Annotated in this window: 22 protein-coding genes and 1 tRNA gene; 18 read left to right on the top strand and 5 right to left on the bottom strand. The window is 66.0% G+C overall.

All coding sequences use genetic code 11. From position 1 onward, the window contains the following. Positions 1-13: 13 nt before the first annotated feature. Positions 14-1438, bottom strand: a complete 1425-nt coding sequence (locus IAE41_RS01605; RefSeq protein WP_200731789.1) for a site-specific integrase — start codon at positions 1436-1438, stop codon at positions 14-16. A gap of 26 nt (positions 1439-1464) precedes the next feature. Here IAE41_RS01605 and IAE41_RS01600 point away from each other — a divergent pair. From IAE41_RS01600 to IAE41_RS01585, 4 genes are all read left to right on the top strand, one after another. Beyond that, positions 1465-1541: transfer RNA gene (locus IAE41_RS01600), tRNA-Arg, on the top strand. Positions 1542-2007: 466 nt separating this feature from the next. Continuing rightward, positions 2008-2244, top strand: a complete 237-nt coding sequence (locus IAE41_RS01595) for a hypothetical protein (RefSeq protein ID WP_200731787.1) — start codon at positions 2008-2010, stop codon at positions 2242-2244. Between the two features lie 145 nt (positions 2245-2389). Further along, a complete protein-coding gene (locus tag IAE41_RS01590; protein WP_200731785.1) occupies positions 2390-2641 on the top strand; it encodes a hypothetical protein in 252 nt (83 codons plus the stop codon). Positions 2642-2989: 348 nt separating this feature from the next. Beyond that, positions 2990-3217 carry a hypothetical protein gene (locus IAE41_RS01585; RefSeq protein WP_200731783.1) on the top strand — a complete coding sequence of 76 codons (228 nt, stop codon included), beginning with the start codon at positions 2990-2992 and terminating at the stop codon, positions 3215-3217. Positions 3218-3773: 556 nt separating this feature from the next. On the opposite strand, the gene IAE41_RS01580 is transcribed toward IAE41_RS01585, so the two are convergent. Then, a complete protein-coding gene (locus IAE41_RS01580; protein ID WP_200731782.1) occupies positions 3774-5447 on the bottom strand; it encodes a PAS domain-containing sensor histidine kinase in 1674 nt (557 codons plus the stop codon). Positions 5448-6075: 628 nt separating this feature from the next. On the opposite strand from IAE41_RS01580, the gene IAE41_RS22615 reads away from it, so the two are divergent. Both IAE41_RS22615 and IAE41_RS01575 read left to right on the top strand, forming a co-directional pair. Continuing rightward, the gene (locus tag IAE41_RS22615; protein WP_267911364.1) at positions 6076-6198 is read left to right on the top strand and encodes a hypothetical protein; all 123 of its coding nucleotides are present in this window, start codon (positions 6076-6078) and stop codon (positions 6196-6198) included. A gap of 268 nt (positions 6199-6466) precedes the next feature. Next, a complete protein-coding gene (locus IAE41_RS01575; RefSeq protein ID WP_079225204.1) occupies positions 6467-7150 on the top strand; it encodes a MarC family protein in 684 nt (227 codons plus the stop codon). Positions 7151-7228: 78 nt separating this feature from the next. Here the strand turns inward: IAE41_RS01575 and IAE41_RS01570 are convergent, their stop codons facing one another. Together IAE41_RS01570 and IAE41_RS01565 are read right to left on the bottom strand one after the other, a co-directional pair. Then, complete coding sequence (locus tag IAE41_RS01570) at positions 7229-7588, bottom strand: response regulator (protein WP_108746572.1); 360 nt, start codon at positions 7586-7588, stop codon at positions 7229-7231. Next, positions 7581-8711, bottom strand: coding sequence for a PAS domain-containing sensor histidine kinase (locus IAE41_RS01565; protein WP_200731896.1), 1131 nt, complete (start codon positions 8709-8711; stop codon positions 7581-7583). Before IAE41_RS01565 ends, IAE41_RS01570 begins: the two co-directional genes overlap by 8 nt. Before the next feature lie 178 nt (positions 8712-8889). Between IAE41_RS01565 and IAE41_RS01560 the strand changes: the two genes are divergently transcribed. The 6 genes from IAE41_RS01560 (at position 8890) to IAE41_RS01535 (ending at position 16160) form a co-directional block, all read left to right on the top strand. Beyond that, entirely contained in the window at positions 8890-12000 is a 3111-nt protein-coding gene (locus IAE41_RS01560) for a response regulator (RefSeq protein WP_200731780.1), read from the top strand. Next, entirely contained in the window at positions 11997-12821 is an 825-nt protein-coding gene (locus tag IAE41_RS01555; RefSeq protein ID WP_108759365.1) for a CheR family methyltransferase, read from the top strand. Before IAE41_RS01560 ends, IAE41_RS01555 begins: the two co-directional genes overlap by 4 nt. Further along, the gene (locus IAE41_RS01550) at positions 12821-13393 is read left to right on the top strand and encodes a chemotaxis protein CheB (RefSeq protein WP_200731779.1); all 573 of its coding nucleotides are present in this window, start codon (positions 12821-12823) and stop codon (positions 13391-13393) included. The genes IAE41_RS01555 and IAE41_RS01550 overlap by 1 nt, the downstream gene beginning before the upstream one ends. Beyond that, entirely contained in the window at positions 13390-14523 is a 1134-nt protein-coding gene (locus IAE41_RS01545) for a hybrid sensor histidine kinase/response regulator (protein WP_200731778.1), read from the top strand. The genes IAE41_RS01550 and IAE41_RS01545 overlap by 4 nt, the downstream gene beginning before the upstream one ends. An 87-nt stretch (positions 14524-14610) precedes the next feature. After that, complete coding sequence (locus IAE41_RS01540) at positions 14611-15039, top strand: BLUF domain-containing protein (RefSeq protein ID WP_200731777.1); 429 nt, start codon at positions 14611-14613, stop codon at positions 15037-15039. Between the two features lie 68 nt (positions 15040-15107). Beyond that, on the top strand, positions 15108-16160 hold the full coding sequence (locus IAE41_RS01535; protein WP_200731776.1) for a linear amide C-N hydrolase: 1053 nt from the start codon (positions 15108-15110) through the stop codon (positions 16158-16160). Here IAE41_RS01535 and IAE41_RS01530 read toward each other — a convergent pair. Then, a complete protein-coding gene (locus IAE41_RS01530) occupies positions 16157-16936 on the bottom strand; it encodes a DUF6491 family protein (RefSeq protein ID WP_200731775.1) in 780 nt (259 codons plus the stop codon). The two genes, IAE41_RS01535 and IAE41_RS01530, sit on opposite strands and share 4 nt — an antisense overlap. 81 nt (positions 16937-17017) lie before the next feature. Here IAE41_RS01530 and IAE41_RS01525 point away from each other — a divergent pair, with 81 nt between their 5' ends. The 6 genes from IAE41_RS01525 (at position 17018) to thrC (ending at position 23911) form a co-directional block, all read left to right on the top strand. Further along, a complete protein-coding gene (locus tag IAE41_RS01525) occupies positions 17018-17719 on the top strand; it encodes an AraC family transcriptional regulator (RefSeq protein ID WP_200731774.1) in 702 nt (233 codons plus the stop codon). A 146-nt stretch (positions 17720-17865) separates the two neighbouring features. Further along, a complete protein-coding gene (locus IAE41_RS01520; RefSeq protein ID WP_200731773.1) occupies positions 17866-18816 on the top strand; it encodes a DMT family transporter in 951 nt (316 codons plus the stop codon). A gap of 138 nt (positions 18817-18954) precedes the next feature. Further along, positions 18955-19089 (top strand): hypothetical protein, encoded by a 135-nt coding sequence (locus IAE41_RS22610; RefSeq protein WP_267911363.1) that lies wholly within the window; start codon positions 18955-18957, stop codon positions 19087-19089. A gap of 84 nt (positions 19090-19173) precedes the next feature. After that, complete coding sequence (thrA, locus tag IAE41_RS01515; protein ID WP_200731772.1) at positions 19174-21678, top strand: bifunctional aspartate kinase/homoserine dehydrogenase I; 2505 nt, start codon at positions 19174-19176, stop codon at positions 21676-21678. Beyond that, complete coding sequence (locus IAE41_RS01510; protein WP_200731771.1) at positions 21675-22589, top strand: homoserine kinase; 915 nt, start codon at positions 21675-21677, stop codon at positions 22587-22589. Before thrA ends, IAE41_RS01510 begins: the two co-directional genes overlap by 4 nt. Before the next feature lie 29 nt (positions 22590-22618). Beyond that, on the top strand, positions 22619-23911 hold the full coding sequence (gene thrC / locus IAE41_RS01505; protein ID WP_200731770.1) for a threonine synthase: 1293 nt from the start codon (positions 22619-22621) through the stop codon (positions 23909-23911). Positions 23912-23931 lie beyond the last annotated feature (20 nt).

The following is a 23931-nucleotide window of genomic DNA, read 5'->3' as shown; positions in this document are numbered from 1 at the left end:
TGAGGCGTGGAGTTCACCGCCCTTTGTTGGACTCGGCGAGTGTTTTTCGTTGAATGGCCGACATAAATACCGCCGTGATGTCTTCAACGGAATGCAGAGCAAGCTTTTCGATCAACCCCTGCAATTCCTTGTTGTCGCCTTGCTGGGCTTCCAGCGCGTCAATTCGCCGTCCAATATCTTCGGGCTTGGGATTGAAGTAGCGCATGAATGTGCCCATATCGCGGTGCCCGGACACCATGGCTGCTTCCGCCGCTGAAAGCAGGGTTCCCAACTCCGTCACACGGGTGTGGCGCAAATCGTGCAGCCGGGCGGTGCGGATATCCTCGCGCCCCGTATCGTCGGCCACCGCTTCTCGTGCTCTGGACCAAGCCTGGGTGATGGTGTCGGGACGCAGGCGCTTACCTCGGCTTGTGCGAAACACCGGGCCCACGAGGTCCTTGGGCATGCGGTTGGCGCGCAAGGTGTCCAAGATGGCCATGGTGTCGCCGTTCAAAGGAATGGAGCGGTGCCGGCTTTCACCTCCGTTGGCCTTGGTGTCGCGCAGCAACGCCAATTTCTTGCGATGGTCGATATCCGACCAATCCAATTTGCACACCTCCGACCGTCGGGCCGCAGAGTAGCGGGCGAAACGAATAGCGGCGTAGGTGGTGGCATCGGTGCGGCTGCGCTCCATCCATTGGCACAGCAATTCCCATTCCTCAGCGTCAATTGTCCGCTCACGCTTATCATTGATTTTGATGTCTTTGAGAGTTGCCAGTGGGTTGTCCAGCGCCAACTTCCACACCTTAATTGCGTGGTTGATGATGGTGCGCAGCGACGAAAGCAGGCGCTTCACGCTGTTGGTTGGGGCCTGCTTGCCGTCCTGCCCCTTCAACCGCCAGTTCAATGCCTCCGTAGTATTGGGGGAGTGAAACAGGTCATAGGACAGTTGATCCATCCGCCGGTCCACGATGTCGGGAAAGCCGTCGCGGTTGTGCCCAGTGGCGGCCGTTCCGAGCATCACGGCAATGGCCGACAATTCTTTGGTTACGCTCTTGCGCACGTGGGCCTTCATGGGCACGTGTTCACCGGCCATTTGCTTGTTCTCGCGGTCCTCCTGGGTGGTGATGAGGCCTTGCTCCACCTCCTGCCGGTAGCGTTCCAAAATGCCGCGAAGGGTGTAGTGGTGGGCGGCGCTGGACCACTCCAATGAGTCACTTTTGATTTTTTGCCGTTGCTGCTTGGCGTACACCTCGGCATCCGTGCGCGCCCGATCGATGTGGGTGTCGGCCCCCTTGGGCGCGTCCAGGTCCACCGGGTAGCGGACGGTCGGAAGGTGTCGCTTCTCGCCGTTGACCATCCAGCGGATTCGAACCTCCCAACGGGGGGATCCGTCGCTGCGGAACGCAACGCCTGGAACGCTGCTTGTGGGCTTCTTCATCTTGGTCATTTTTGCCATTGCCTGTATCCTTAACGCGGTACTTGGACCCCGTAGCTCAGCTGGATAGAGCGGTCGCCTCCTAAGCGGCAGGTCGCGCGTTCGAATCGCGCCGGGGTCACCATGCTTTTGGTGGTTTTGCCTCAATCATTTGCCCCAGATCCTCAAGATCGCGTCGAAACCCTTGCCGCACAAAGCGTGTTGATTGTGTATCTTACCCCTCCTAAGGGGAAGGTCGCCCGTTCGAATCGGGCCGGGGTCACCATGAATCAGTCGCTCACCGGAATTCAGCGTGTCGGCTGGCCAGGTGGCGCGGGCCCTGTAGGTGCCCGCCAGCACCTGGGCGCTCCTGGCCTCAGGATCCCGACGCCATCAGTCCGCTCTGCCTCTTTCCCGGTACGTACTCGACGCTCAGCCTGTCTTCGCCCGGGAGGCCCACGTTTTCAGCGGCACCCATGCAGCCCCCCCCCCCGAGGACCTTGCGGACCGTTCCTGCGCGGATGGATACTCAGCGCCGGTAAGCGCGCTCGGTGGCAGTACATCCCTCTGCGAGTGGCGGCTAGTTGGTTTGATGAGTGATAGCAGGGGGCATGAAGAGAGTGGCAGACAATATTGTTGATCCCATCCGGCGCGTGACGCTCGCAGTTGGAGCCGACACGTTCACGACAGAGCTGTTGAGAGAGAACGCGGAGCGCTGGCATGTGCTGCTGGTGTCGGTCCGCGGAAAGGGTGAGAGGCAGGTGGAGGGTATCGAGGCCAGGTCGTGCCTGGAGGCCCTCCAAGTGAGTGAGCGAATCGCTCTTGAACTTGTGGCCGCAGCTGATTGACCTCGTCTTGGGGTTCCGAAGCGAGCGTCGGCTGGCTCTGCCGTTGAGGTGCAGGTGCACGCGCGATGCACTCGACTTGTCGCGTCTTCACGGCGGAGCCCGGCAGGCGGAGTAATGTCGGCCGCCATACTCAGGGAGGGGCTGCATGGACGTGCACGAGGGTGTGTTCAAGTTGGTGGCAGTGGCGGGGCAGGACGTCTGCTCGCCGAACCTGTGGAAGTCGATGGGCCTGGTCTATGCAGCCGGGGAGGCTGTATTTCTGGAACAGGTCCACGCTGGCGCGGCATTTGAAACGCGAGAGGCTGCGATGGCCGGCGGAATTGAAGCTGCCCGCGCGATTGCAGGGACGCTGGCTCCCGGCGACTGCAGGGCCAATCGAGCCGCCCGGTTCTGGTGATAAGCTCGATTGCAGGCGCACCCCCGCAGGGGGAGGTGTGGAGGCAATTGAATGCCCATGCAGGAAGACTGGACCTTCACGATTAGGGGGCGCACGGTTACGGTGCGGGTTTGTCTCGACGGAACTGGCCTGGCGAAGCGAGGGCGGTTGACCTCGTTCCATGTGCTGGACGGACCTGGCCAGGTTGGACTGTCGATGCCTGGTGAATCGCAGCAGGACGCAGCGGCCAAGACTGAGGCGCTTCTATCCAGGTTGGGTGGCCACTGGTACTGAACCGCCAGATCCGGCCCTGTTCAGTCCGATATGCGGTGGCGTAGATTGGCAGCCGCGATCGATAGGGGAGTGAACATGAATACGGTGGGGTTTCGCCGGACGGTACGGGGTGTGGTGGAGGGACAGCGCTTTTTGATCACCATTACCAGTCAGGTGGATGACGTCTTTCAGTTCACGGCCACCGTGGAGGGCGTCGCGGTGCAGGTGCGGGAACAGGGTCTGATCCGCAACAAGGGCGACGCCATGCAGCTGGCGATGATTGCGGTCGAGAGGCACGTAATGGAGCTGGCCCGGAAGCGCTGAGGTGCGACTGGACAGATAGTCGCCAGCACGGTCGGAGCAACCTGGCTTTCGAACTGCCGAAAACCGTAGCCTTGTAACCGTTTTCACGCCAGCTACACCTGCTCCTTGCGATTATGAACAGGCACCGGACGCACCTCTTCAAGGACGAGAGAGACAGTTTCGGTCTGCCGGATGCCAGGTGTCGTTTGGGTCACCCCCGGGCTCCACCGACAAGCGGCTGATTGCGGCGCGCCACCCCCTCGTCAGTAGTTGGCTCCCTCGGCCGCCGGCAGTCCGATCCTTCGCCAGGCAACAAACAGGCGTGCACCGACGAAGCACAGGATGTGCTTCGTTGAGGCTTTTACTCAAGGCGCAGCGCCTCGGCGCCATTCACGGTCTTATTTATCGCCCGGTCAACGCGGCGTGATGCGTGATGCCGCCCCTGATGCCTAGCGAGCGCCACTGACCCAGGGCATCCTCTGATGCTATTGGCGATTTATGAACGATTTGATTGGTCTGCAGCCGGACCTGCGCGCTGCGCATCCGGAGTGGTGTGACCCCTCCGGTTTTTCGTCCATCAGCTCTCTCTGCACACATCTGCAAGCACTTTTGCCAGTTGCGATAGCGAGTAAGGCTTCCTCAGCAGAATGAATCCATGGCTGGGGTCCTGAGCGAGTAGTTCGCTGTACCCACTGGTCAAGATCACTGGCAAATCCGGATAGCGCTCCCGAACGATATGGCCCAGTTCCACGCCGCTTCGGCCAGGCATGACCACATCGGAAAACACGACGCTGAATCGCCGGTGATCCTTTTCCAGTTCCGCAACCGCCTCGTCGACGTTGTAGGCGTGGACCACGCCATAGTCCAGGCCTTTCAGTGCGCTGTATGCGAAATCCGCAACATCTGGATTGTCCTCCACCAGCAGCACGCAGATGCCTGCGCCGGACAGATCTTGAAGGCCTTCCCTGTCCCTCTCCAGTTGTCCCGAAAATTCGCTACGGGGAAGGTAAAGGGTGAAGGTTGTGCCTTCGCCAAGTACGCTCTTGACATCAATGTCGCCCTCGGACTGCTTCACAAATCCGAAAACCTGGCTCAATCCGAGTCCCGTCCCTGCACCCACGTCTTTGGTGGTGTAGAACGGCTCGAAAATTCTCTCCAGATCGCCAGCGGCAATGCCAGCGCCGTTGTCCGTGAAGCTGAGCGCTACGTAGTTGCCTGACACCCGGGTGCCAGATCGTATGGCAGGGATTGCGTCGCAGGCCTCAGCCCGGATCGTCAGCACGCCATTGCCAGTGATCGCATCCCTGGCGTTGACCGCAATGTTGATCACTGCCGTATCAAGCTGGTTGCGGTCAATGATCACGGGTATCGGAGGTTGCGGCATATCGAGTTCGATCTTTATGCGCGCACCAACAAGCGTCGAAATGATGTCTGAAATCGATCGAATGCTTTCGACCAGATCGAAGACCTCCGGAGTGAGACTTTGCCGGCGCGCGAATGCCAACAGTTGGGCTGTCAGTTTGGTGGCGCGATCCGAAGCGGTGGATATGCCATTGACATAGCGGGACTGCTGGGCCGTCAGCGCCCCTACGTGCCTGAGCATGTCCGCGGAACCACCAATGACCTGAAGCAGATTGTTGAAATCGTGTGCCACCCCACCGGTGAGCTGGCCCATGGCCTCCAGTTTCTGACTCTGGCGCAGCTGCTCTCTGGCGGCCACCAGCTCAAGATTTGCTTCTTTGGCTTCCTGCGTGAAGTGCGCGACCTGGCGGCTATGCGTGCTCCTCTCCGCCACGATTTCAGTCTGCTCGCTCACGACGCATAGCAGCCCTTTGACCTCTCCTGATCGAATCCTCAGCGGCGAATACGAGAACGTCCAGACCGTATCCTCGAGGAAGCCGTCGCGGTCCATACGGAGTTTCATGTTTTTCAAGCTCTGCGCTTCGCCGTCAAACGTTGCCTGAAGCAGGTCCTTGACGTCGTCCCAGACATCATTCCAGACAACTTCCATGCGATTTCCCATGGCGCCGTGGAGCTTCCCGCGCAGAAGGGGCAGGTAAGCGTCGTTGAAGAAGAAACGCTTTTCAGCAGGTCCCCATGCGATCCAGAGCGGCTCGGGGGAATCAAAGATCATGCTGAGAGCTGAGCAGAACTCGCAACTTGCGCCACGCATCCCCTTGCCCTGAACCCAGTCGCAGTCCCTGAACAGCCGGAAGGCCAGGGAGTCGGGATTTGAGACGGTGGGAAGCATCAGTGGTCCTGGCGGAAGAGCGGTGGTGGAGTATGTGGGATCGGGTGTGTAGATGTTCGACACAGACCGACGGGCCCTTACTGGAAATAGCGGCTTCGACCGGTGAGTTGAGCGAGTGCCCGGGACTTCCATCGCTCCCGGCTGAGCGGAGGGGGAGGGCCGGTGCTGTCTGTGGCGGGGCAGACAAGCGGTCGCGGATGTAGCGCCTGACGCGCGATGCCGCCTCTGGCCGCGCATTCATGCGGATTGGAGTTCCGGAAATGCGTATCACCTTGCAGAACAGTGGGGTCATTTGCGCTTACGGTGGTCCTGCAGCACAGGTTGGCGGCTATTTGCAGGCCATCGGCCTAGTCTCAATCCCTGATCCGGAGTATTCCCGTGGACCTGTTGCTCGCCATCGGTGAGGTAGCGCTGGTGTTCGCCTGCCTGCTCGGCCTGGTGCATGTCGCCGACCGGGTCTGGCGCCGCCGGAAGCGCTGAGGGCGGCAGGGCGGGGCTGTCTTCCGGCGGAAATGAAATCGCGCTATCGTCCTAAAATCGTGATGAACATCACACTTGGGGTGTGCCCATGCAAGCACGTCGTTTTCGGTATGCGTACAGGAAAGTCCGCGAGTGGCATGTAGGGGCGGTGCGGGCCGGTTGGCTGGCCCTGCGCTACGGCTTGACCGGTGACACCGGGCGCTTCAATTCGCACGGGGGCTGGCGGGTCAGTCGCCTGCGGGTGGACCGCGAGCGCGACGAAGTCGGCTGAGGCCTCACGTCGCGGCTGCGCTGCATGCACGTGCATTGCACGAGCGCTGCAGCAGGGTGGATGCACATTCCCCACTCTGGATGCGTGCAATGAATACCCCAGGCACTCCCAAGCCCAGTTTTCGCCAGCGGCACGGTCTGTGGATCGTGGCGGGGGTCGCGGCGGTCATCGCCCTGATCCTGGTCACCCAGTACTGGTAACGCTTGGCCGGCCTTTGTAGAGTCGAGCATGCTCGACCCTGCAGGGCAAGATTCCAGCGGAGCGCATGATGCCTTTGCCCGATGTGCTTGCTACGGTGGCCGGTGAGCTGATCCTGGTGCCGGTCACCCTGTTGCCGATCATCAATCCGCTCAGCACGGCGTCGATCTTCGTGTCGACCGTGGGCGGCCGGCGGCAGGTGGCCAAGCGCCTGGCCCGGCAGATTGCCTTCAACAGTTTCATCGTGATCGTGGTGGCGATGCTGGTAGGCACTTACGTGCTGTCGCTGTTCGGCATTTCGCTGCCAGTGGTGCGCATCGGTGGCGGACTGCTGGTGGCGGCTGCGGGGTGGCGCATGCTGGGGGCGCGCGTGGACGATCCGCCCAGCGCGGCGGAAGAGCAGGCCTCGGCGATGGCCGACCACGAGTTGCAGCGCAAGAGCTTCTTTCCACTCACGTTCCCGCTCACCACCGGGCCGGGCACGATTGCCGCCTGTATCACCTTGGGCACCCATGTCGAATCGGTGACGCCGCTGCACCTGCTGTCCGGCGTGGTTGTTGCCGTGGGCGGGGCGCTGCTGGTGGTGTCGGTGATCTACCTGATCCTGCGCAATTCGATCGTGCTGGTTGCCCGGCTGGGGCCGACCGGTGCGGTGGTCATGCAGCAGCTGGTGGCGTTCGTGCTGCTGTGCATCGGCATCCAGCTGATGTGGACCGGCTGGGTGGACCTGAACCAGCAGACCTTCGGGGGGTGATCCCGGGCCATGCGTGGTCGCCCAGTAGATCCACGCCATGCGTGATCGCCCAGTAGATCCACGCCATGCGTGGATGCTTCAGCTCTGTTGCAGCAATTCCACCAGCTGGCGCAGCCGGTAAGGCTTGGGCAGGAACTCCACCTGGTCGGGCAGCGGCGGCAGCTGCGAGCGTGCATAGCCGGACGACAGGATCATCCGCGCGTGCGGCTGGTCGCGCGCCACGTGTTCGCTCAGCTCGATGCCAGACATGCCATTGGGCATGCTGACGTCGCTGAACACCACGTCGAAGCGCTCCCCGCCCTGCATCAGGGCGACCGCTTCGTGGCCGTCGGACGTGGTTGCCACATCGATGCCGAAATCGCGCAACGCCAGGCCGATCATCTCGCGCAGATCGGACTGGTCCTCCACCATCAATACGCGGAGCGTGTCATCAGTCATGGGCAGGGTCCTCCATTGCGGGTAGCAGCAGGCTGACCGTGGTGCCGACACCGGGCGTGGTGGACACATCAACGAAGCCGCCGCTCTGGGTAGTAAAACCGAACACCTGGCTCAGGCCCAGACCGCTGCCCTTGCCGATGTCCTTGGTCGTAAAGAAGGGCTCGGTGGCCCGTTCAGCGATGTCCGGGGCCATGCCATGGCCCTCGTCGCAGACGCTTAGTGTCACATATCGACGCTGAAGCGCGGTGTCCGCGTCCGGATCCAGACGGTGCTCCAGCGCGGTGGCCACCAGGACGCGGCCGCCGTCCAGGGTGGCGTCGGCGGCGTTGGCCACAAGGTTGGCAAGCGCGGTCTGCAGCTGCAGCGGGTCGGTGCTGAGCAGGGGCAGGCCCGGGGCCAGGTCGGCTTCCACGGTTACGCCGGTTGGGCAGGCGCTGCGCAGGCCGGGCAGCCATTCGCGGATCTGCTGGTTGATGTCCAGCGGCTCGCGGATCAGCGTCTGGCCGGTGCTGAAGGCCAGCAGCTGCCGGGTCAGCAGCGAGCCACGGTCGGTCGCGGCCTGTGCGGTGGCCAGCAGCTCGGCGGCGCGGGCATCGCTGCCAAGCCGCAGCGACAACAGGTCCAGTGCGTTGCCAACCGTGGTCAGCAGGTTGTTGAACTCGTGGGAGAGGCCGCGGCTGAGCCGGCCCACGGTCTCGAACTGCTGGGTCTGGCGCAGGGCCCGCTGGGCGTCGCGCAGCAGGCGCTGGGCCTGCCAGTGCTCGGTGATGTCGCGGGTGATCTTGACGAAGCCCAGCAGCTCGCCGTTCTCGCGCACCGCTTCAATGACGATGCTGGCCCTGAACGATGAGCCGTCGCGGCGTACCCGCCAGCCCTCGCTGGCCACGTGGCCGTTCTGTGCAGCCAGGTGCAGCAGCCGCTGCGGTTCGCCGGCATCGCGTTCATCGGCCAGGTAGAAGCGGCTGAAGTGGGTGCCGATGACTTCGTCGGCACGGTAGCCCTTGATCCGTTCGGCGCCCGGGTTCCAGCTGCAGACGATGCCCTGGGGGTCAAGCAGGTACAGGGCATGGTCACGAACGCTGTCGATCAGCAATCGCAGTTGGCGGGACGTGTCCGTCAGCACGGAAGGCGTAGAAGCAAGAGCGTCCACGTAGAAATCAGTTATACCCCTGTAAGGGATGCGACCGTAGGCAGGCGAGCGTGAAGGATTTGTGCACGCGGTGCGTGTGCCATTGGTCGTATGCGGCTGAATGCGACAAGGAGTAACATCATCGACCTTTCGTGCTCTGGAACCGACTCGCATGCGTCCTGGTGCAACAACGCGTGACCGCTGGATCTGGGTGGCTGCCGCCGTGCTGCTGGCTGCGACCATCGGAATGGAGCTGGTGGTTCCGCTGGGCTATGCGGTGTGGCTGCTGTACTTCATGGCTATTGGCGTCACCGTGTTCCAGCGCAGTGCGCGGGCACCGTTCGTGGTGGCGGTGATCGCCTGCGGCCTGTTGGCGATCGGCTACAACGTCGCCCCGGCCAGCACCAACTCATCGTTCTCCTTCGTCAACCGCACCATTGGTGGCGTCGGTTTCCTGATGATCGCGCTGATCGTCTCGCGCGCCATTACCGCGCGGCGCGAGGCCATGCGGGCGCTGTGGCTGCAGGAAGCGGAAAACGCCGTGTCGATGAGCCTGCGCGGCGACCTGGGCCCGGAGCAGATTGCCGATGCGGCGATGACCAGCCTGGCCGGCCAGCTGCAGGCCGACGTGGGCGTGATGTATCGCATCGAGGGTGGCCGGCTGCAGTTGACCGGCGGCGTCTCCCTGCCCAGCGGGCTGCCGTCCTCGGTCACGCTGCAGGAAGGCCTGCTTGGCCAGACCGCACGCGACCAGCAGATCCGCCACGTGCAGGGCGACGACCAGCATGCGTTGCAGCTGCAATCCAGCCTGGGCCAGGTAACGGTGCGCGAGCGCATCCTGGCGCCGATCAGCAGCGACGGCACAGTGGTGGGCGTGGTCGAGCTGGGCCGTTCGCAGGCAGCGGGCCAGCGCACCCTGGATGCGGAGCTGCTGGAACGTTGTGGCGAGACGCTCGGCATGGCATTGCGCGCCTCGTTGCTGCGCGCGCAGCTGGTGGTGCTGCTGGAAGAATCGCAGCGGCAGGGCGAGGAACTGCAGGCGCAGCAGGAAGAGCTGCGCGTGGCCAACGAGGAGCTGGAAGAGCAGAGCCGCAGTCTGATGCAGTCGCAGGGCCACCTGGAGCAACAGCAGGCCGAGCTGGAACAGAGCAACGTGCAGCTGGAAGAGCGCACCCACGAGCTGGAGGCGCAGAAGCAGGCGCTGCTGGTGGCGCAGGGCCAGCTGGTACGCAACAGCAACGAGCTGGCCGCGACCTCGCGCTACAAGTCCGAGTTCCTGGCCAACATGTCGCACGAACTGCGCACGCCGCTGAACAGTTCGCTGATCCTGGCCAAGCTGCTGGCCGACAACAAGGACGGCACGCTGACCGAGGAGCAGGTCAAATACGCCCGCGCGATCCTGTCGTCCAACAACGACCTGCTGGCGCTGATCAACGACATCCTCGACCTGTCGCGCATCGAAGCCGGCCATGTCGAACTGGCCGACGAAGTGGTGGTAGTCGACAGCGTGCTGCAGCGCCTGCGCGAGACGTTCGAGCCGATGGCCCGGCAGAAGGGCCTGGCCCTGCAGATCGAAGCCGATGCGCTGGCGCCCACGCAGCTGGTGGCCGACAACCAGCGCATGCAGCAGATCCTGAAGAACCTGCTGGCCAACGCGCTGAAGTTCACCGAACACGGCAAGGTCAGCCTGCACGTGCGCGCCGCCGGCAATGGACGCATCCGCTTTGAAGTCTGTGATTCGGGTATCGGCATCGCCCGTGACCAGCTGCAGGTGATCTTCGAAGCATTCCGCCAGGCCGACGGCAGCACCCGTCGCCGCTACGGTGGCACCGGGCTGGGCCTGTCGATCTCGCGCGACCTGGCCGTGCGCATGGGGGGCGACATCCAGGTGGACAGCGAGCCGGGCCGCGGCAGCTGCTTCATCCTGGAACTGCCGCTGCAGGGCGCACCGGCCAGCGAAGTGCCGGCAGAGCCGGGCGAGAGGGTGCCGGTGCCGATGGCGTCGGTGCAGAACGTGGCCGCTGCCGCGCCTCTGGCCATGGCCGCCGCACCGGCGATGGCCAGTGCCAGCAGCAGCGTCGCCGATGACCGCGGCCGTCGCCAGCGCGCCGGGCGCCTGATCCTGGCGGTGGAAGACGATGCCAGCTTCGCCGAGGCGCTGGTGTCGCTGGCGCACGAACTTGATTTCGACTGCGTGGTGGCAACGACGGCGGAAGAGGCGTTGACGCTGGCCAGCGAACTGCGGCCGAACGGCATCCTGCTGGATATCGGCCTGCCGGACGTATCCGGGCTGAGCGTGCTTGAACGCCTCAAGCGCAACCCGGAAACCCGCCATATTCCGGTGCATGTGGTATCGGCCATGGACCGCAGCCAGGTTGCACGCGAGCTCGGCGCGATTGGTTATGCGGTGAAGCCGGCGACCCGCGAGCGGCTGGCCGCAGCCATCGAGCAGCTGGAACAGACCAGCCAGCGCGATGTGCGCCGCCTGCTGATCGTCGAGGATGACAGCGACCTGCGCCGCAACCTGGAGCTGCTGCTGGGCCGCGACCAGCTGCAGATCGTCGCGGTAGGTACCCTGGCCGCCGCAGTGGAGCAGCTGAGCACGGTCACGTTCGACTGCATGGTGATGGACCTGTCGCTGCCCGATGGCAGCGGTTACGACCTGCTGGAACACATGGCCGGCAACGATGAGGTCGGCTTCCCGCCGGTGATCGTCTACACCGGCCGCGCGCTCAGCCGTGAGGAAGAGCAGCGCCTGCGCCGCTATTCCAAGAGCATCATCATCAAGGGCGCGCGCTCGCCCGAACGCCTGCTCGACGAGGTGACGCTGTTCCTGCACAGCGTCGAGGCCAGCCTGCCGAGCGACCAGCAGCGCCTGCTGCGCGAGGCCCGCCGCCGCGACACCGTGCTCGATGGCCGCACCGTGCTGTTGGCCGAGGACGACGTGCGCAACATCTTCGCCCTGTCCAGCGTGCTCGAACCGCTGGGCGTGACGCTGGAGATCGCGCGCAACGGGCAGGAGGCGGTCGACCGCCTGGCCCAGCGCGAGGTCGACCTGGTGCTGATGGACATCATGATGCCGGAGAAGGATGGCCTGACCGCCATGCGCGAGATCCGGGCACAGCGCCACCTGCAGGACCTGCCGATCATCGCGCTGACCGCCAAGGCCATGCCCGATGACCGCGAGCGCTGCCTGCAGGCCGGTGCCAACGATTACATCGCCAAGCCCATCGACGTGGACAAGCTGGTGTCGCTGTGCCGGGTCTGGTGCTCGCGCCAATGAACGAACAGGCGCTGTTCGACCTGGAGCTGAAGGTCCTGCTGGAGGCGCTGTACCAGCGCTACCACTACGATTTCCGCAGCTATGCGGTGTCTTCGCTGCGGCGGCGCATCCGCCAGGCGATGCAGCGATACGATTGCGAGCGCCTGGTCGACCTGCAGCACCGCCTGCTGCACGAACCGGACCTGTTCGCCCAGGCGATGCAGTTCTTTACCGTGCAGGTTTCGGAGATGTTCCGCGACCCGGCCTACTTCAAGCAGCTGCGCGAGCAGGTGGTGCCGGTATTGCGCACCTACCCGTCGGTGAAGCTGTGGGTGGCCGGCTGCAGTACCGGTGAAGAGGTCTGGTCGCTGGCCATCCTGCTGCACGAGGAAGGACTGCTGGAGCGCAGCATCGTCTACGCCACCGACATCAATCCGGCGGCGCTGGCCACGGCCGAAGCCGGTGCCTACAGCATCGACCGCCTGGCGCAGTTCAGCCGCAACTACCTGGCCGCCGGTGGCACCGGCTCGCTGTCGGACTATTACGCGACCGCCTACGACGGTGCGGTGTTCGACCGCCAGCTGCGCCGCAACGTGGTATTTGCCGACCACAGCCTGGCCACCGACACGGTGTTTTCCGAAGTGCACCTGGTGTCCTGCCGCAACGTGCTGATCTATTTCAACCGCGACCTGCAGGACCGCGCGGTGGGCCTGTTCCGCGAGGCGCTGGTGCATCGCGGCTTCCTCGGCCTGGGCAGCAAGGAGTCGCTGCAGTTCGGTCGCCACCATGATGCGTTCGAAGCCTGCTCGCGCGAGCACCGGCTGTACCGGAAGGTGGTGTGATGGCCGCCCCGCGCCCGCACCTGCTGGTGGTCGGTGCTTCTGCCGGCGGTGTGGCGGCACTGCAGGCGTTGCTGGGCGCGTTGCCGGCCGGCCTGCCGATACCGGTGCTGGTGGTGCTGCACCTGCCGCGCGACCGCAGCAGCCGCATCGCCGAGGTGCTGGCGCCGTACTGCGCGCTGGACGTGCGCGAGGCGGAGGACAAGCAGCCGTTGCAGCCCGCGACGGTGACCTTCGCCGCACCTGACTACCACCTGCTGGTGGAAGACGCGCAGACCATCGCGCTGTCGATGGATGAACCGGTGCTGTTTTCGCGCCCGGCCATCGATCCGCTGTTTGAGTCTGCCGCGGCCATTTTCGGTCCGCAGCTGCTGGCGGTGCTGCTGACCGGTGCCAGCAGCGATGGCAGTGAAGGCGTGGCTGCGGTGCGATCCGCCGGTGGCCGCGCCTGGCTGCAATGCCCCGAGGAGGCTGAGGCATCGATGATGCCGGCCTCCGCCCTGCAGCACGCCGGCGCTGACGCCGTGCTGCCTCTTGAATTGATGTGCCGTCGCTTGAAGGAGTTGTTTGCATGAACCTGCTGCCACCGGACCCTGCGCAGTCGCAGACCCCGGTCAACCTGCTGATCGTCGATGACGTGCCGCAGAACCTGGTGGCCATGCAGGCGCTGCTGCGCCGCGAGGGCGTCAACCTGCTGCTGGCTGGTTCGGGCGCGCAGGCGCTGGAACTGCTGCTGGAACACGAGGTGGCGCTGGCGCTGCTGGACGTGCACATGCCGGAGATCGACGGCTTCACCCTTGCCGAGCTGATGCGTGGCTCGCAGCGCAGCCGCGATGTGCCGATCATCTTCCTGACCGCTTCGCCGGATGACCCGGTGCGCGCGTTCAAGGGCTACGAAAGCGGTGCGGTTGATTTCCTGCACAAGCCGGTGGCGCCGCAGGTGATCCTGAGCAAGGTCAATGTCTTCATCGAGCTCTACCAGCAGCGCCAGCTGCTGAAGTCGCGCAACGACGCGCTGGAGCGCGCATTGAAGTTGAACGAGACGATGGCGGCGGTGCTGACCCATGACCTGCGCACGCCGCTGTCGGCCATCCTGTTGTGTGCCGACAAGCTGTCGCTGGAGCTGCCGCCGGGCAACACCAGCGCGCAGCAGACCCTGCAGCACCTGGAGGCCAGCACCGTGCGCATGGCACGCATGGTCGAGCAGCTGCTGGATTTCTCGCGCATCCGCAGTGGTGGCCTGCGCCTGGAAGCCAGTGCCTGCGACATGGAGGAACTGGCCCGTGCCGTGATCGCCGAGGCCGGCAGCGCGCACGGCAGCGATCGCATCGCCTTCGATGCAAGCGGTGATGCCACGCTGCACGGCGACATGGATCGCCTTGGGCAGGTGGTGGCCAACCTGGTGGGCAATGCCATCACCCATGGTGGCAATGACGTGGTGCGCGTTGCCGTCGATGGCAGCGATACGCGCGTGGTGACGCTGCGCGTGCGCAATGCCGGGCATATCGAGGAAGCGCTGCTGCCGCGCTTGTTCGAGCCGTTCAAGGCCAGCTTCCACCAGAGCAAGGGCCTCGGCCTTGGCCTGTACATCGTCGACCAGTTCGTTGCTGCTCATGGCGGACGCCTGAGTGCGCGCAACGAGCAGGGCCAGGTGGTGTTCGAAGCGGTGCTGCCACGCCGCGCCGACACCCGCATTGGCCGTTAACTGAATTCTTCAGGGAGTGCCGGAACGAACTGAGACGGGCTCGTCCGTAGCTGCTACCGTGGCGACTCACGTTGCCAAGGATGCTTCATGCCACTACGCGCCATTGCCTACGTCAGCCAGGCCCGGCCGGATCTTTCCGCCGAACGCCTGCAGACGTTGGTGAACGATGCCACCCGGTTCAACCGGATGGCCGGGGTGACGGGCGTGTTGCTGCACGATGGACAGCGTTTCCTGCAGTACATCGAAGGCCCGCCCGATGGCATCGACTCGGTGTACGAGCGCATCCTGCAGGCCGGCAGCCATGTGGACATCGTCGAACTGGCACGCGGGCGACTGGGCCAGCGCCAGTTCCCGTACTGGTCGATGCGTGCGTTGCCGGTCGATGCGTTGAAGCTGCGCCAACTGGCCACCAGTGACTGGTCCGGGTTCTCGCGCACCGTGGAGGGCGATCCTGCCGTGCCGACCGCGGTGGATCTGTTGAGCGCCATCGTGCGGCCGGTGCTCAGCGCCGGGTAGCGTCGAGCTTCACTTCGCTGTCACCCGTAGCGGGTTCCCATCGGGCTTCCTGGGGAAGGGAGCACGTCATGAAGCGGATGAAGTGGCAGGGCAGGGCGGCGCTGGCCATGGTGCTGGCGGCAGCAACGGTGCCGGCGTGGGCCTGCACGCGCGCGGTCTATCTGGGCGACAACGGCGATGTGATCACCGCCCGCTCGATGGACTGGAAGGTGGACGTGGCCACCAACCTCTATGTCCTGCCGCGTGGTATTGAACGCACCGGCCAGGCCGGGCCGAAATCGGCGAAATGGACCGCGCGCTACGGCAGCGTGGTCGCCACCGGCTACGACGTGTCCACCACCGACGGCATGAACGAGAAGGGCCTGGTCGCCAACCTGCTGTGGCTGGTCGAATCGGAGTACCCGCAGCAGCGCGGCAACAAGCCGGGGCTGGCCATCTCGCTGTGGGCGCAGTACGTGCTGGACAACTTCGGCAGCGTGGCCGAGGCGGTGGCTGCACTGGAGCGCGAGCCGTTCGCCATCGTCACCGACAAGGTGCCGGGCGAGGACCGCCAAGCCACCCTGCATCTGTCGCTGTCCGATGCGAGCGGCGACAGTGCCATCGTCGAATACATCGGTGGCCGCCAGGTCATCCACCATGACCGCCGCTACCAGGTCATGACCAACTCGCCGATCTTCGACCAGCAGCTGGCGCTCAATGCGTACTGGAAGGAGATCGGCGGTACGGTGATGCTGCCGGGCACCAATCGCTCGGCAGATCGCTTCGCGCGCGCGTCGTTCTACATCAACGCCATTCCCAAGGCCGAAGACCCGGTGGAGGCGCTGGCCAGTGTGTTCAGTGTGATCCGCAACGTGTCGGTTCCCTTCGGCATCACCACGCCGGATCAGCCGAACATCTCGTCCACCCGCTGGCGCACGGTGGCCGACCACAAACGCCGCCTGTATTTCTTCGAATCGGCGCTGACGCCCAATACGTTCTGGGTGGATCTGAACAAGGTCGATTTTGGCGGCCAGGTCCTCAAGCTCGACCTCGGCCCGGACCAGCGCAACACCTTCGCCGGTGATGCGCTGTCCCGGTTCGTACCGAGCAAGCCGTTTGACTTCCTCGGTACGGGAGGTTAGTTGGACGCCTGGCTGGAGGCCGGGTAAACCGCCTGGATCGTGCAGCTCTGGCGGGTGTACTGCGGAAGGGGCGCCAACTCATCCCGGCGCAGGTCGCCCTGCACGAACTCGGCGGCGACGATGCGGTCACCGGGGTTGCCACAGATCAGTCCATTCTGCATGCCGGAGGTGAAGCTCACTTCCGGCGTGCGGTCGAGCTGGCGGCAGTGGCTGCCAAGGTCGACGCGGTAGTACCGGTTGCCGCCGTTGCGGCGGGGATTGGTTTCGACCAGAAGGCCCTGCTGATCGGACGACCAGGAGCGCACGTTGCGGATGGCGAAGCAGTAGGACGGAGAGCCGCCGAAACCGCGCCGGACTTCCTTGCGCTCGCTGATGGTCAGTGCGGGCAGGGTGGCGGTGAGCAGGCGGTCGCTTTCGCGGGCAACGCTGGCATAGTCACGATCCTCTACCGGAGTGACCGCGCTGACGGCGCAGCTGCGGCCGTCGACCACCACGCGCTCGCTGGGGCGACCGCAGGCCCAGCCTGCAGGTGCGTCCAGCTTCAGTGTCGTGGCAGAGCGGACCCCCGGGCAATCTTCACTGAAGTCGATGCGATAGGCCTGGCCGGAGGCCGCGCGCAACGCGATGGAGCGGGGGGAGGCCTGCTCGACTTCCTGGACGCCAACGGCATCCATGCAGTGCGGAGCGGGTGGCACGCGTTCCTGGGCCTGGGCCGAGGCTGCAAACGCCAGGCCGAGAGTGGCGGCGAGCACTGCGGGTGCGTATGAATGGGTCATGTCCTGCATTCCCTGCTTTGGATGACAGGCCGACTATAGCAGCGCTTTGCACGCCGAGTGTTACACGCGCACACTAGCGCCATGGGCGCCATCTTCCACCTGCGGCACTACGGCCAGTCAACGGGCCTGGACCGCCACGACTACGCACAGTGGGTCCTGCCGCTGCAGGGCGAGCTGCAGTTCGAGCTGGAAGGTCGAGGCGGCCGGCTGGATCTGCTGCAGGGCGCGTTCGTGGCCGCCGGCGAGGCGCACGACCAGATGGCGCACGGGCCGAACGGTTTCGTGATCGTCGATTGTTGCCCGGGCGTGCTCGATGACCTGACCCAGGAGCACCTGTGGCGCCAGCGCTGGCTGCACCTGCCGCTGTCGCTGCGCCAGCGCCTGGCCCAGGTGAACGGCGGTGGTGCCATGCCGGGAATGCTGCCCGAATTGCTGCGCGTGTTTGCCCCGGCCGGCAGTGGTGCGCGGCTGCAGGGGCTGTGCGCGGCCGTGCATGCCGAGCCCGGGCAGGGGTGGCCGGTGGCGCGCATGGCGGCCTTTGTCGGCGTCAGCGAAAGCCGGCTGCATGCACTGTTCCAGCGCGAATTCGGGGTCAGCCCGCAGGCCTGGCTCAGCGCGGGCCGGCTGCGCTGGGCCAAGCATGCGTTGCTGACCAGCGCGGCGACGATCAGCGATATCGCGCTGGCAGCGGGCTATTCCGAGCAGAGTGCACTGACCCGTGCGCTGCGCCGCGAGACCGGCCTGACCCCAAGCGCCTGGCGGCGCGGTGACGCACTTTTGTAGAGTCGAGCTTGCTCGACTGCGCTTCGCGGATGAGCCAGTCGAGCAAGCTCGACTCTACGAACAGATTGGGCAGTAGCCTCGGTCAAGACGCCGTGCCGGTCGCCGCCTACACTGCGCGGCCAGTTCCCTCCCCCGAAGCAACTGACATGCGCAACAACCCGATGGCCCTGGGCATCGCCAATGGCGTTGCCGCTGGCGCGCTGTGGGGCGTGGTCTTCCTCGCCCCCGCTGTGCTCCACTCCTTCAACGCGCTGCAGCTGTCCGCCGGCCGCTACCTGGTCTACGGACTGATCGCGGTGATCCTGCTGCTGCCGCGCTGGAAGCGGCTGGCGCCGCAACTGGGGCGCGCCGAATGTATCGGCCTGCTCTGGCTCAGCCTGGCCGGTAACCTGGTCTACTTCCTGCTGCTGGCAACGGCCGTGCAGTGGGCCGGTGGCGCGGCGGCCTCGCTCATCGTCGGCCTGATTCCGGTGGTGGTGACCCTGGTGGGCGTGCGCGAAAAGGGCGCCGTGCCGCTCAGTCAATTGCTGCCCGCGTTGGGCTTGTGTGTGCTGGGCGTGGCCCTGGTGGGCTGGGAGTCGCTGATGTCCGAGCATCTGGCCACGCCCTGGCGGCAGCGCCTGATCGGCCTGCTGTGCGCCTTCGGTGCGCTGTTCTCCTGGGCGCTGTACTCGGTCGGCAACAGCCGCTGGCTGGCCCGCCGGGCTGATCTGTCCAGCCATGACTGGTCGCTGCTGACCGGCGTCACCACCGGTGGCCTGTCGCTGCTGCTGGTGCCGATGGCGTTCATCGGCCAGACCGCGGGCCGCACGCCTGCGCAGTGGACCCTGTTCTGGGTAATCAGTGCCGGTGTTGCGGTCATCGCTTCGATCATCGGCAACGCGTTCTGGAACCGCGCCAGCCGCCTGCTGCCGCTGACCCTGACCGGCCAGATGATAGTGTTCGAAACCTTGTTCGCGCTGCTCTATGCCTTTGCGTGGCAGTGGCGGTGGCCGAGCCTGCTGGAGGCGCTGGCGATCGTGTTCCTGGTTGCCGGTGTCCTGCTGTGCGCGCACGCCCACCGCGCACCACGTGCAATCGCCGAACATGCCGGCTGATTGCCAGCGTCAAGCGCTCTGATGCGCGCTTTGTCTCAATTGCAACCAAATGGCTGCACGTTGAGCGATGATCGAAACAAACGATTTTTGCATCGCAGCACTTGACAGGCCCCCGGCGCACGGTGTTTTCTGTGCGCCATGGTCTTCGATGCCGCCCTCGCCAGCCTGATTGCCCCCGCCACCGCGGGCGGTTCGACTGCGCTGGTCACCATCACCACCATTATTACCACCACCGCCACCACTGCCCTGGTGCGGCCCGTCGTCTTCGTGTAACTCCCGAAAACAACGGCCCCGCACCATCCAGGTGACGGGGAGACCCAACACCTGCATGCGACGGGGCCTCCTACCGAGGTCTGCATGTCTTCCCACGCCCCCGCCCATCCCGCTGCCCCGGCCGACCTGGCCGCACCGTCCACTGTCGTGCACAAGTTCGGTGGCACCTCGGTGGCCAGCGTCGAACGCTACCGCCATGTGGCCGGCCTGCTGCTGGCGCGGGCCGAGCCGCTGCAGGTCACCGTCGTTTCGGCGATGAAGGGTGTCACCGATGCGCTGATCGAGCTGGCCCAGCTGGCGGCGCGTGGTGACGCCGGCTGGCGCGAAGCCTGGCATGCGCTGCGCGCGCGCCACCGTGGTGCCGCCGTGGCCCTGCTCGGTGAGCAGGTGGGCGAGACCGTTGAATGGATCGACGTGCGGTTCGACCAGCTGGCCGAAGTGCTGGGTGCGCTGGCGGTGATCGGCGAACTGCCGTGCGAGGTGCTGGACCGCGTGCAGGGCTTGGGCGAAGTGTTTTCCGCGCAGTTGCTGGGCACGCACCTGCAGGCGCTCGGCGAGGACTGTGCAGTGCTGGACGCGCGCGATGTGCTGGTGGTCGGGCACGGCGAGCTGGGCGTGGACGTGGACTGGGAGGCCAGTGCCGACCGCCTGGCGAAATGGCGCCTGCAGCACCCGCAGTCGCGCGTGGTCGCCACCGGCTTCGTCGCCCGTGACCGCGAGGATCGCATCACTACGCTGGGCCGCAATGGCAGCGACTACTCCGGCGCGATCTTCGCCGCGCTGTTCAACGCCGATGAGCTGCATATCTGGACCGACGTCGACGGCGTCCTCTCTGCCGATCCGCGGCTGGTACCCGAGGCGGTCCAGCTGGAGGCGCTGAGCTACGACGAGGCCTGCGAGCTGGCCTACTTCGGGGCCAAGGTCGTGCACCCGCAGACGATGTCGCCCGCCATCCGCCTCGGCCTGCCGATCTTCATCCGCAACACCTTCCACCCGGCGCACCCGGGCACGCGCATCAGCGCCCAGCGCTCGCCGCGCGGGCCGGTGAAGGGCCTGACCCTGAGCCCCGATCTGGCCCTGCTGAATCTGGAAGGCACCGGCCTGATGGGCGTGCCCGGCACGGCCGAGCGGGTGTTCTCGGCACTGCGCCAGGCGCAGGTGTCGGTGGTGATGATCTCGCAGGGTTCGTCCGAACATTCGATCTGCTGCGTGGTGCGGGCCGGTGAAGCTGCACGTGGCCGTGAGGCGCTGCTGCAGGCCTTTGCCCACGAACTGGCGGTGGGCCAGGTGCAGCGCGTGCAGGTCGGCGAGGGCGTCAGCGTGCTGGCTGCCGTCGGTGATGGCATGGCCGGTCAGCCCGGCGTGGCCGCGCGCCTGTTCGAGGCCCTCGGCCGTGCCCAGGTGAACATCCTGGCGATCGCCCAGGGCTCGTCCGAGCGCAACATCTCGGTGGCCGTGGCCAGTGTCGATGCAACGCGTGCCCTGCGTGCCGCGCATGCCGGCTTCTGGCTGTCGCCGCAGACGTTCGCGGTGGGGGTGATCGGGCCGGGCAATGTCGGCGCCGCGCTGCTGGACCAGTTGCTGGCCGCGCGCCCGCAGCTGCTGGCCAAGGCCAACGTCGATCTGCGCCTGCGTGCGCTGGCCTCGCGCTCGCGCATGCGCCTGGAAGCCGATGTCCTGCACGCCGACTGGCGGCAGGCGCTGCACGGCGATGGCCAGGCCAGCAATCTGGACGCCTTCACCGAACACCTGCTGGCCGCGCACCTGCCGCACGCGGTGGTGATCGACTGCAGTGGCAGCGCCGAAGTGGCCGAGCGCTACGAAGGCTGGCTGGCGGCCGGCATCCATGTGGTCACTCCCAACAAACAGGCCGGCTCGGGTCCGCTGTCGCGCTACCAGCGCATCCATGCCGCTGCCGCCGCCAGTGGCGCGCGCTTCCGCTACGAGGCCACCGTCGGTGCCGGGCTGCCGGTGATCACCACGCTGCGCGACCTGGTCGACACCGGCGATGAAGTGCTCGCCGTGGAAGGCATCTTCTCCGGCACGCTGGCCTGGCTGTTCAACCGCTTCGATGGCAGCCAGCCGTTCTCCGAGCTGGTGGCGCAGGCACGTTCGATGGGCTACACCGAGCCGGACCCGCGCGACGACCTGTCCGGCGTGGACGTGGCCCGCAAGCTGGTGATCCTTGCCCGCGAGGCCGGCCATGCGCTCAGCCTGGAGCAGGTGCAGGTGGAAAGCCTGGTGCCGGCGCTGCTGCGCGATGGCAGCGTGGATGACTTCATGGCCCGCCTGGGCGAATCCGATGCCAGCCTGCTGCAGCGGCTGGACGAGGCGAGGGCGCGTGGTGCGGTGCTGCGCTATGTCGCCCGGCTCGGCGCAGACGGTGCGTCGGTGGGGCTGCAGGAGCTGCCGGCGGATCACACCTTCGCCAACCTGCGCCTGACCGACAACGTCGTGCAGTTCCGCACGCGCCGTTACTGCGACAACCCGCTGGTGGTGCAGGGACCGGGCGCCGGGCCGGAAGTCACTGCCGCCGGTGTGTTCGCCGACCTGCTGCGCGTGGCGGCCGGCGAGGGGGCGCGGCTGTGATTGCTCGCGCATTCGCCCCCGCGTCGGTGGCCAACGTGGCGGTGGGCTTCGACATCCTCGGCCATGCGATCGCCGGTATCGGCGATACCGTGACGGTGCGCCGCATTGATGAACCGGCCGTGCGCATCGACGCCATCCGCGGCAGCGTTGTGGACCTGCCGCTGGACGCGCCGGGCAATACGGCCGGCGCGGCGCTGATCTCCCTGCGCGAAGGGCTCGGTCTTTCCCATGGCTTTGCCATCGAGATCGACAAGGGCATCCCGTTCGGCTCCGGCATGGGCGGTTCGGCGGCCTCGTGCGTGGCCGCACTGGTGGCCGCCAACGCGTTGCTGGACGCGCCGCTGCCACGCGAGGCGCTGTATCCGCACGCACTGGATGGCGAGGCGGTGGCCAGCGGCGGCCGCCACGGCGACAACGTCGGGCCGCTGCTGCTGGGCGGGCTGGCGCTGTGTACGGCCGATCGCCTGGTGCCGATTCCGGTGCCGGCCCGCTGGCACAGCCTGCTGGTGCATCCGCATGCCGTGCTCGAGACGCGGCGTGCGCGGGCGGCGCTGCAGGGCAGTTATGCGCTGGGCGAGTTCGTGGCGCAGAGCGCCAACCTGGCGCTGGTGCTCAGTGGCTGCCATCGCGGCGATGCAGCCCTGGTGCGTGCCGGCCTGCGCGATGTGCTGGTGGAGCCGCGCAGGGCCGCGCTGATCGCTGGCTTCGAGGCCGCGCGCGATGCTGCGCTGGCAGCCAATGCGATGGGCGCGGGCATCTCCGGTGCCGGCCCGAGTGTGTTTGCGTGGTTTGAAGAGGCTGACCAGGCCCATGCCGCAGTGGCGCCCGTTCGTGCGGCCTTCGCCGCCGCCGGCTTCGACAGCGATGCCTGGGTTTCCCCGCTGGACGCTGCTGGAGCGCGACTGTGCTGAATCCTTCCCCCTTGCTGGATACCGAGCTCATGCAATTCGTTTCGACCCGTGGTCACGCGCCCGCTGTTGGGCTGAGCGCCGCCATTGCCGCCGGCCTGGCGCCGGATGGCGGCTTGTACGTGCCTGACGTACTGCCCGCGCCGCGCGACCTGCATGCCGGTGCGAGCCTGGCCGACACCGCGACCGAGTTGCTGGCGCCGTTCTTCGAAGGCGACCCGCTGCAGGCGGCATTGCCGGAGATCTGCCGCGACGCCTTCGATTTTCCGGTGCCGCTGCGTCCGCTGGGGCGCGACGGCGACCATGTTCTGGAGCTGTTCCATGGCCCGACCGCCGCCTTCAAGGACATCGGGGCGCGCTTCCTGGCCGGCACGCTGTCGCGCCTGCAGGCGGGCAAGGCCCGTGACCTGACCGTCGTCGTGGCGACGTCGGGCGATACCGGTGCTGCCGTGGCGGCGGCGTTCCATCGACAGCCGGGCGTGCGCGTGGTGGTGCTGTATCCCGATGGCCGTGTTTCACCGCGGCAGGCGCACCAGCTGGGCTGTTTCGGCGACAACATCCAGGCGCTGCGCGTGGCCGGTTCGTTCGACGACTGCCAGGCGATGGTCAAGCAGGCGCTGGCCGATACGGACCTGCAGGCACAGGTGCCGCTGAGTTCGGCCAACAGCATCAGCCTGGGCCGGTTGCTGCCGCAGATGAGTTACTACGCGCATGCTGCGCTGACCCATCACGCGCGCACGCGGCGTCGCCTCAACCTGGTGGTGCCGACCGGCAACCTGGGCAATGCGATGGCGGCCGTGCTGGCGCGTGCGCTGGGCGTGCCGATCGGGCAGATCGTGCTGGCCACCAATGCCAATGCGGTGCTGCCGGCGTACTTCAATGGCGGCGCGTACCAGCCGCAGGCCAGCGTCGCCACCGTCGCCAACGCGATGGATGTGGGGGCGCCGAGCAACTTCGAGCGCCTGCGCTGGCTGTATGCCGATGACGATGCCGAACTGCGTGCCGCGTTCCGGGCATTCGCGGTGGACGATGTGACCATCCGCGCGACCATTGCCAGTGCGCATGCCAGCAGCGGCGAACTGTTCTGCCCACACACCGCCACTGCGGTGAAGGTGCTGCAGGATCTGCGGGCGCGCGGTGCCAAGGGGGACTGGGCGGTGGTGTCCACCGCGCACCCGGCCAAGTTCGAGGCAGTGGTGGAGCCGCTGATCGGCGAAGCCGTGGCGGTGCCGCCGGCGCTGGCGGCGCTGCTGCAGCGGCCGGCGCATGCCGAACCGTTGGCGGCCGATTACGACGCCCTGCGCGAGGTGTTGTTGCGTCGGTAGCGCCGGGCCACGCCCGGCGG

The organism is Stenotrophomonas sp. S39 (genome assembly GCF_016624665.1).
Classification (GTDB): domain Bacteria; phylum Pseudomonadota; class Gammaproteobacteria; order Xanthomonadales; family Xanthomonadaceae; genus Stenotrophomonas.
The sequence above is the reverse complement of the archived record's forward strand: the minus strand, read 5'-3'. Positions and strand labels throughout refer to the sequence as shown.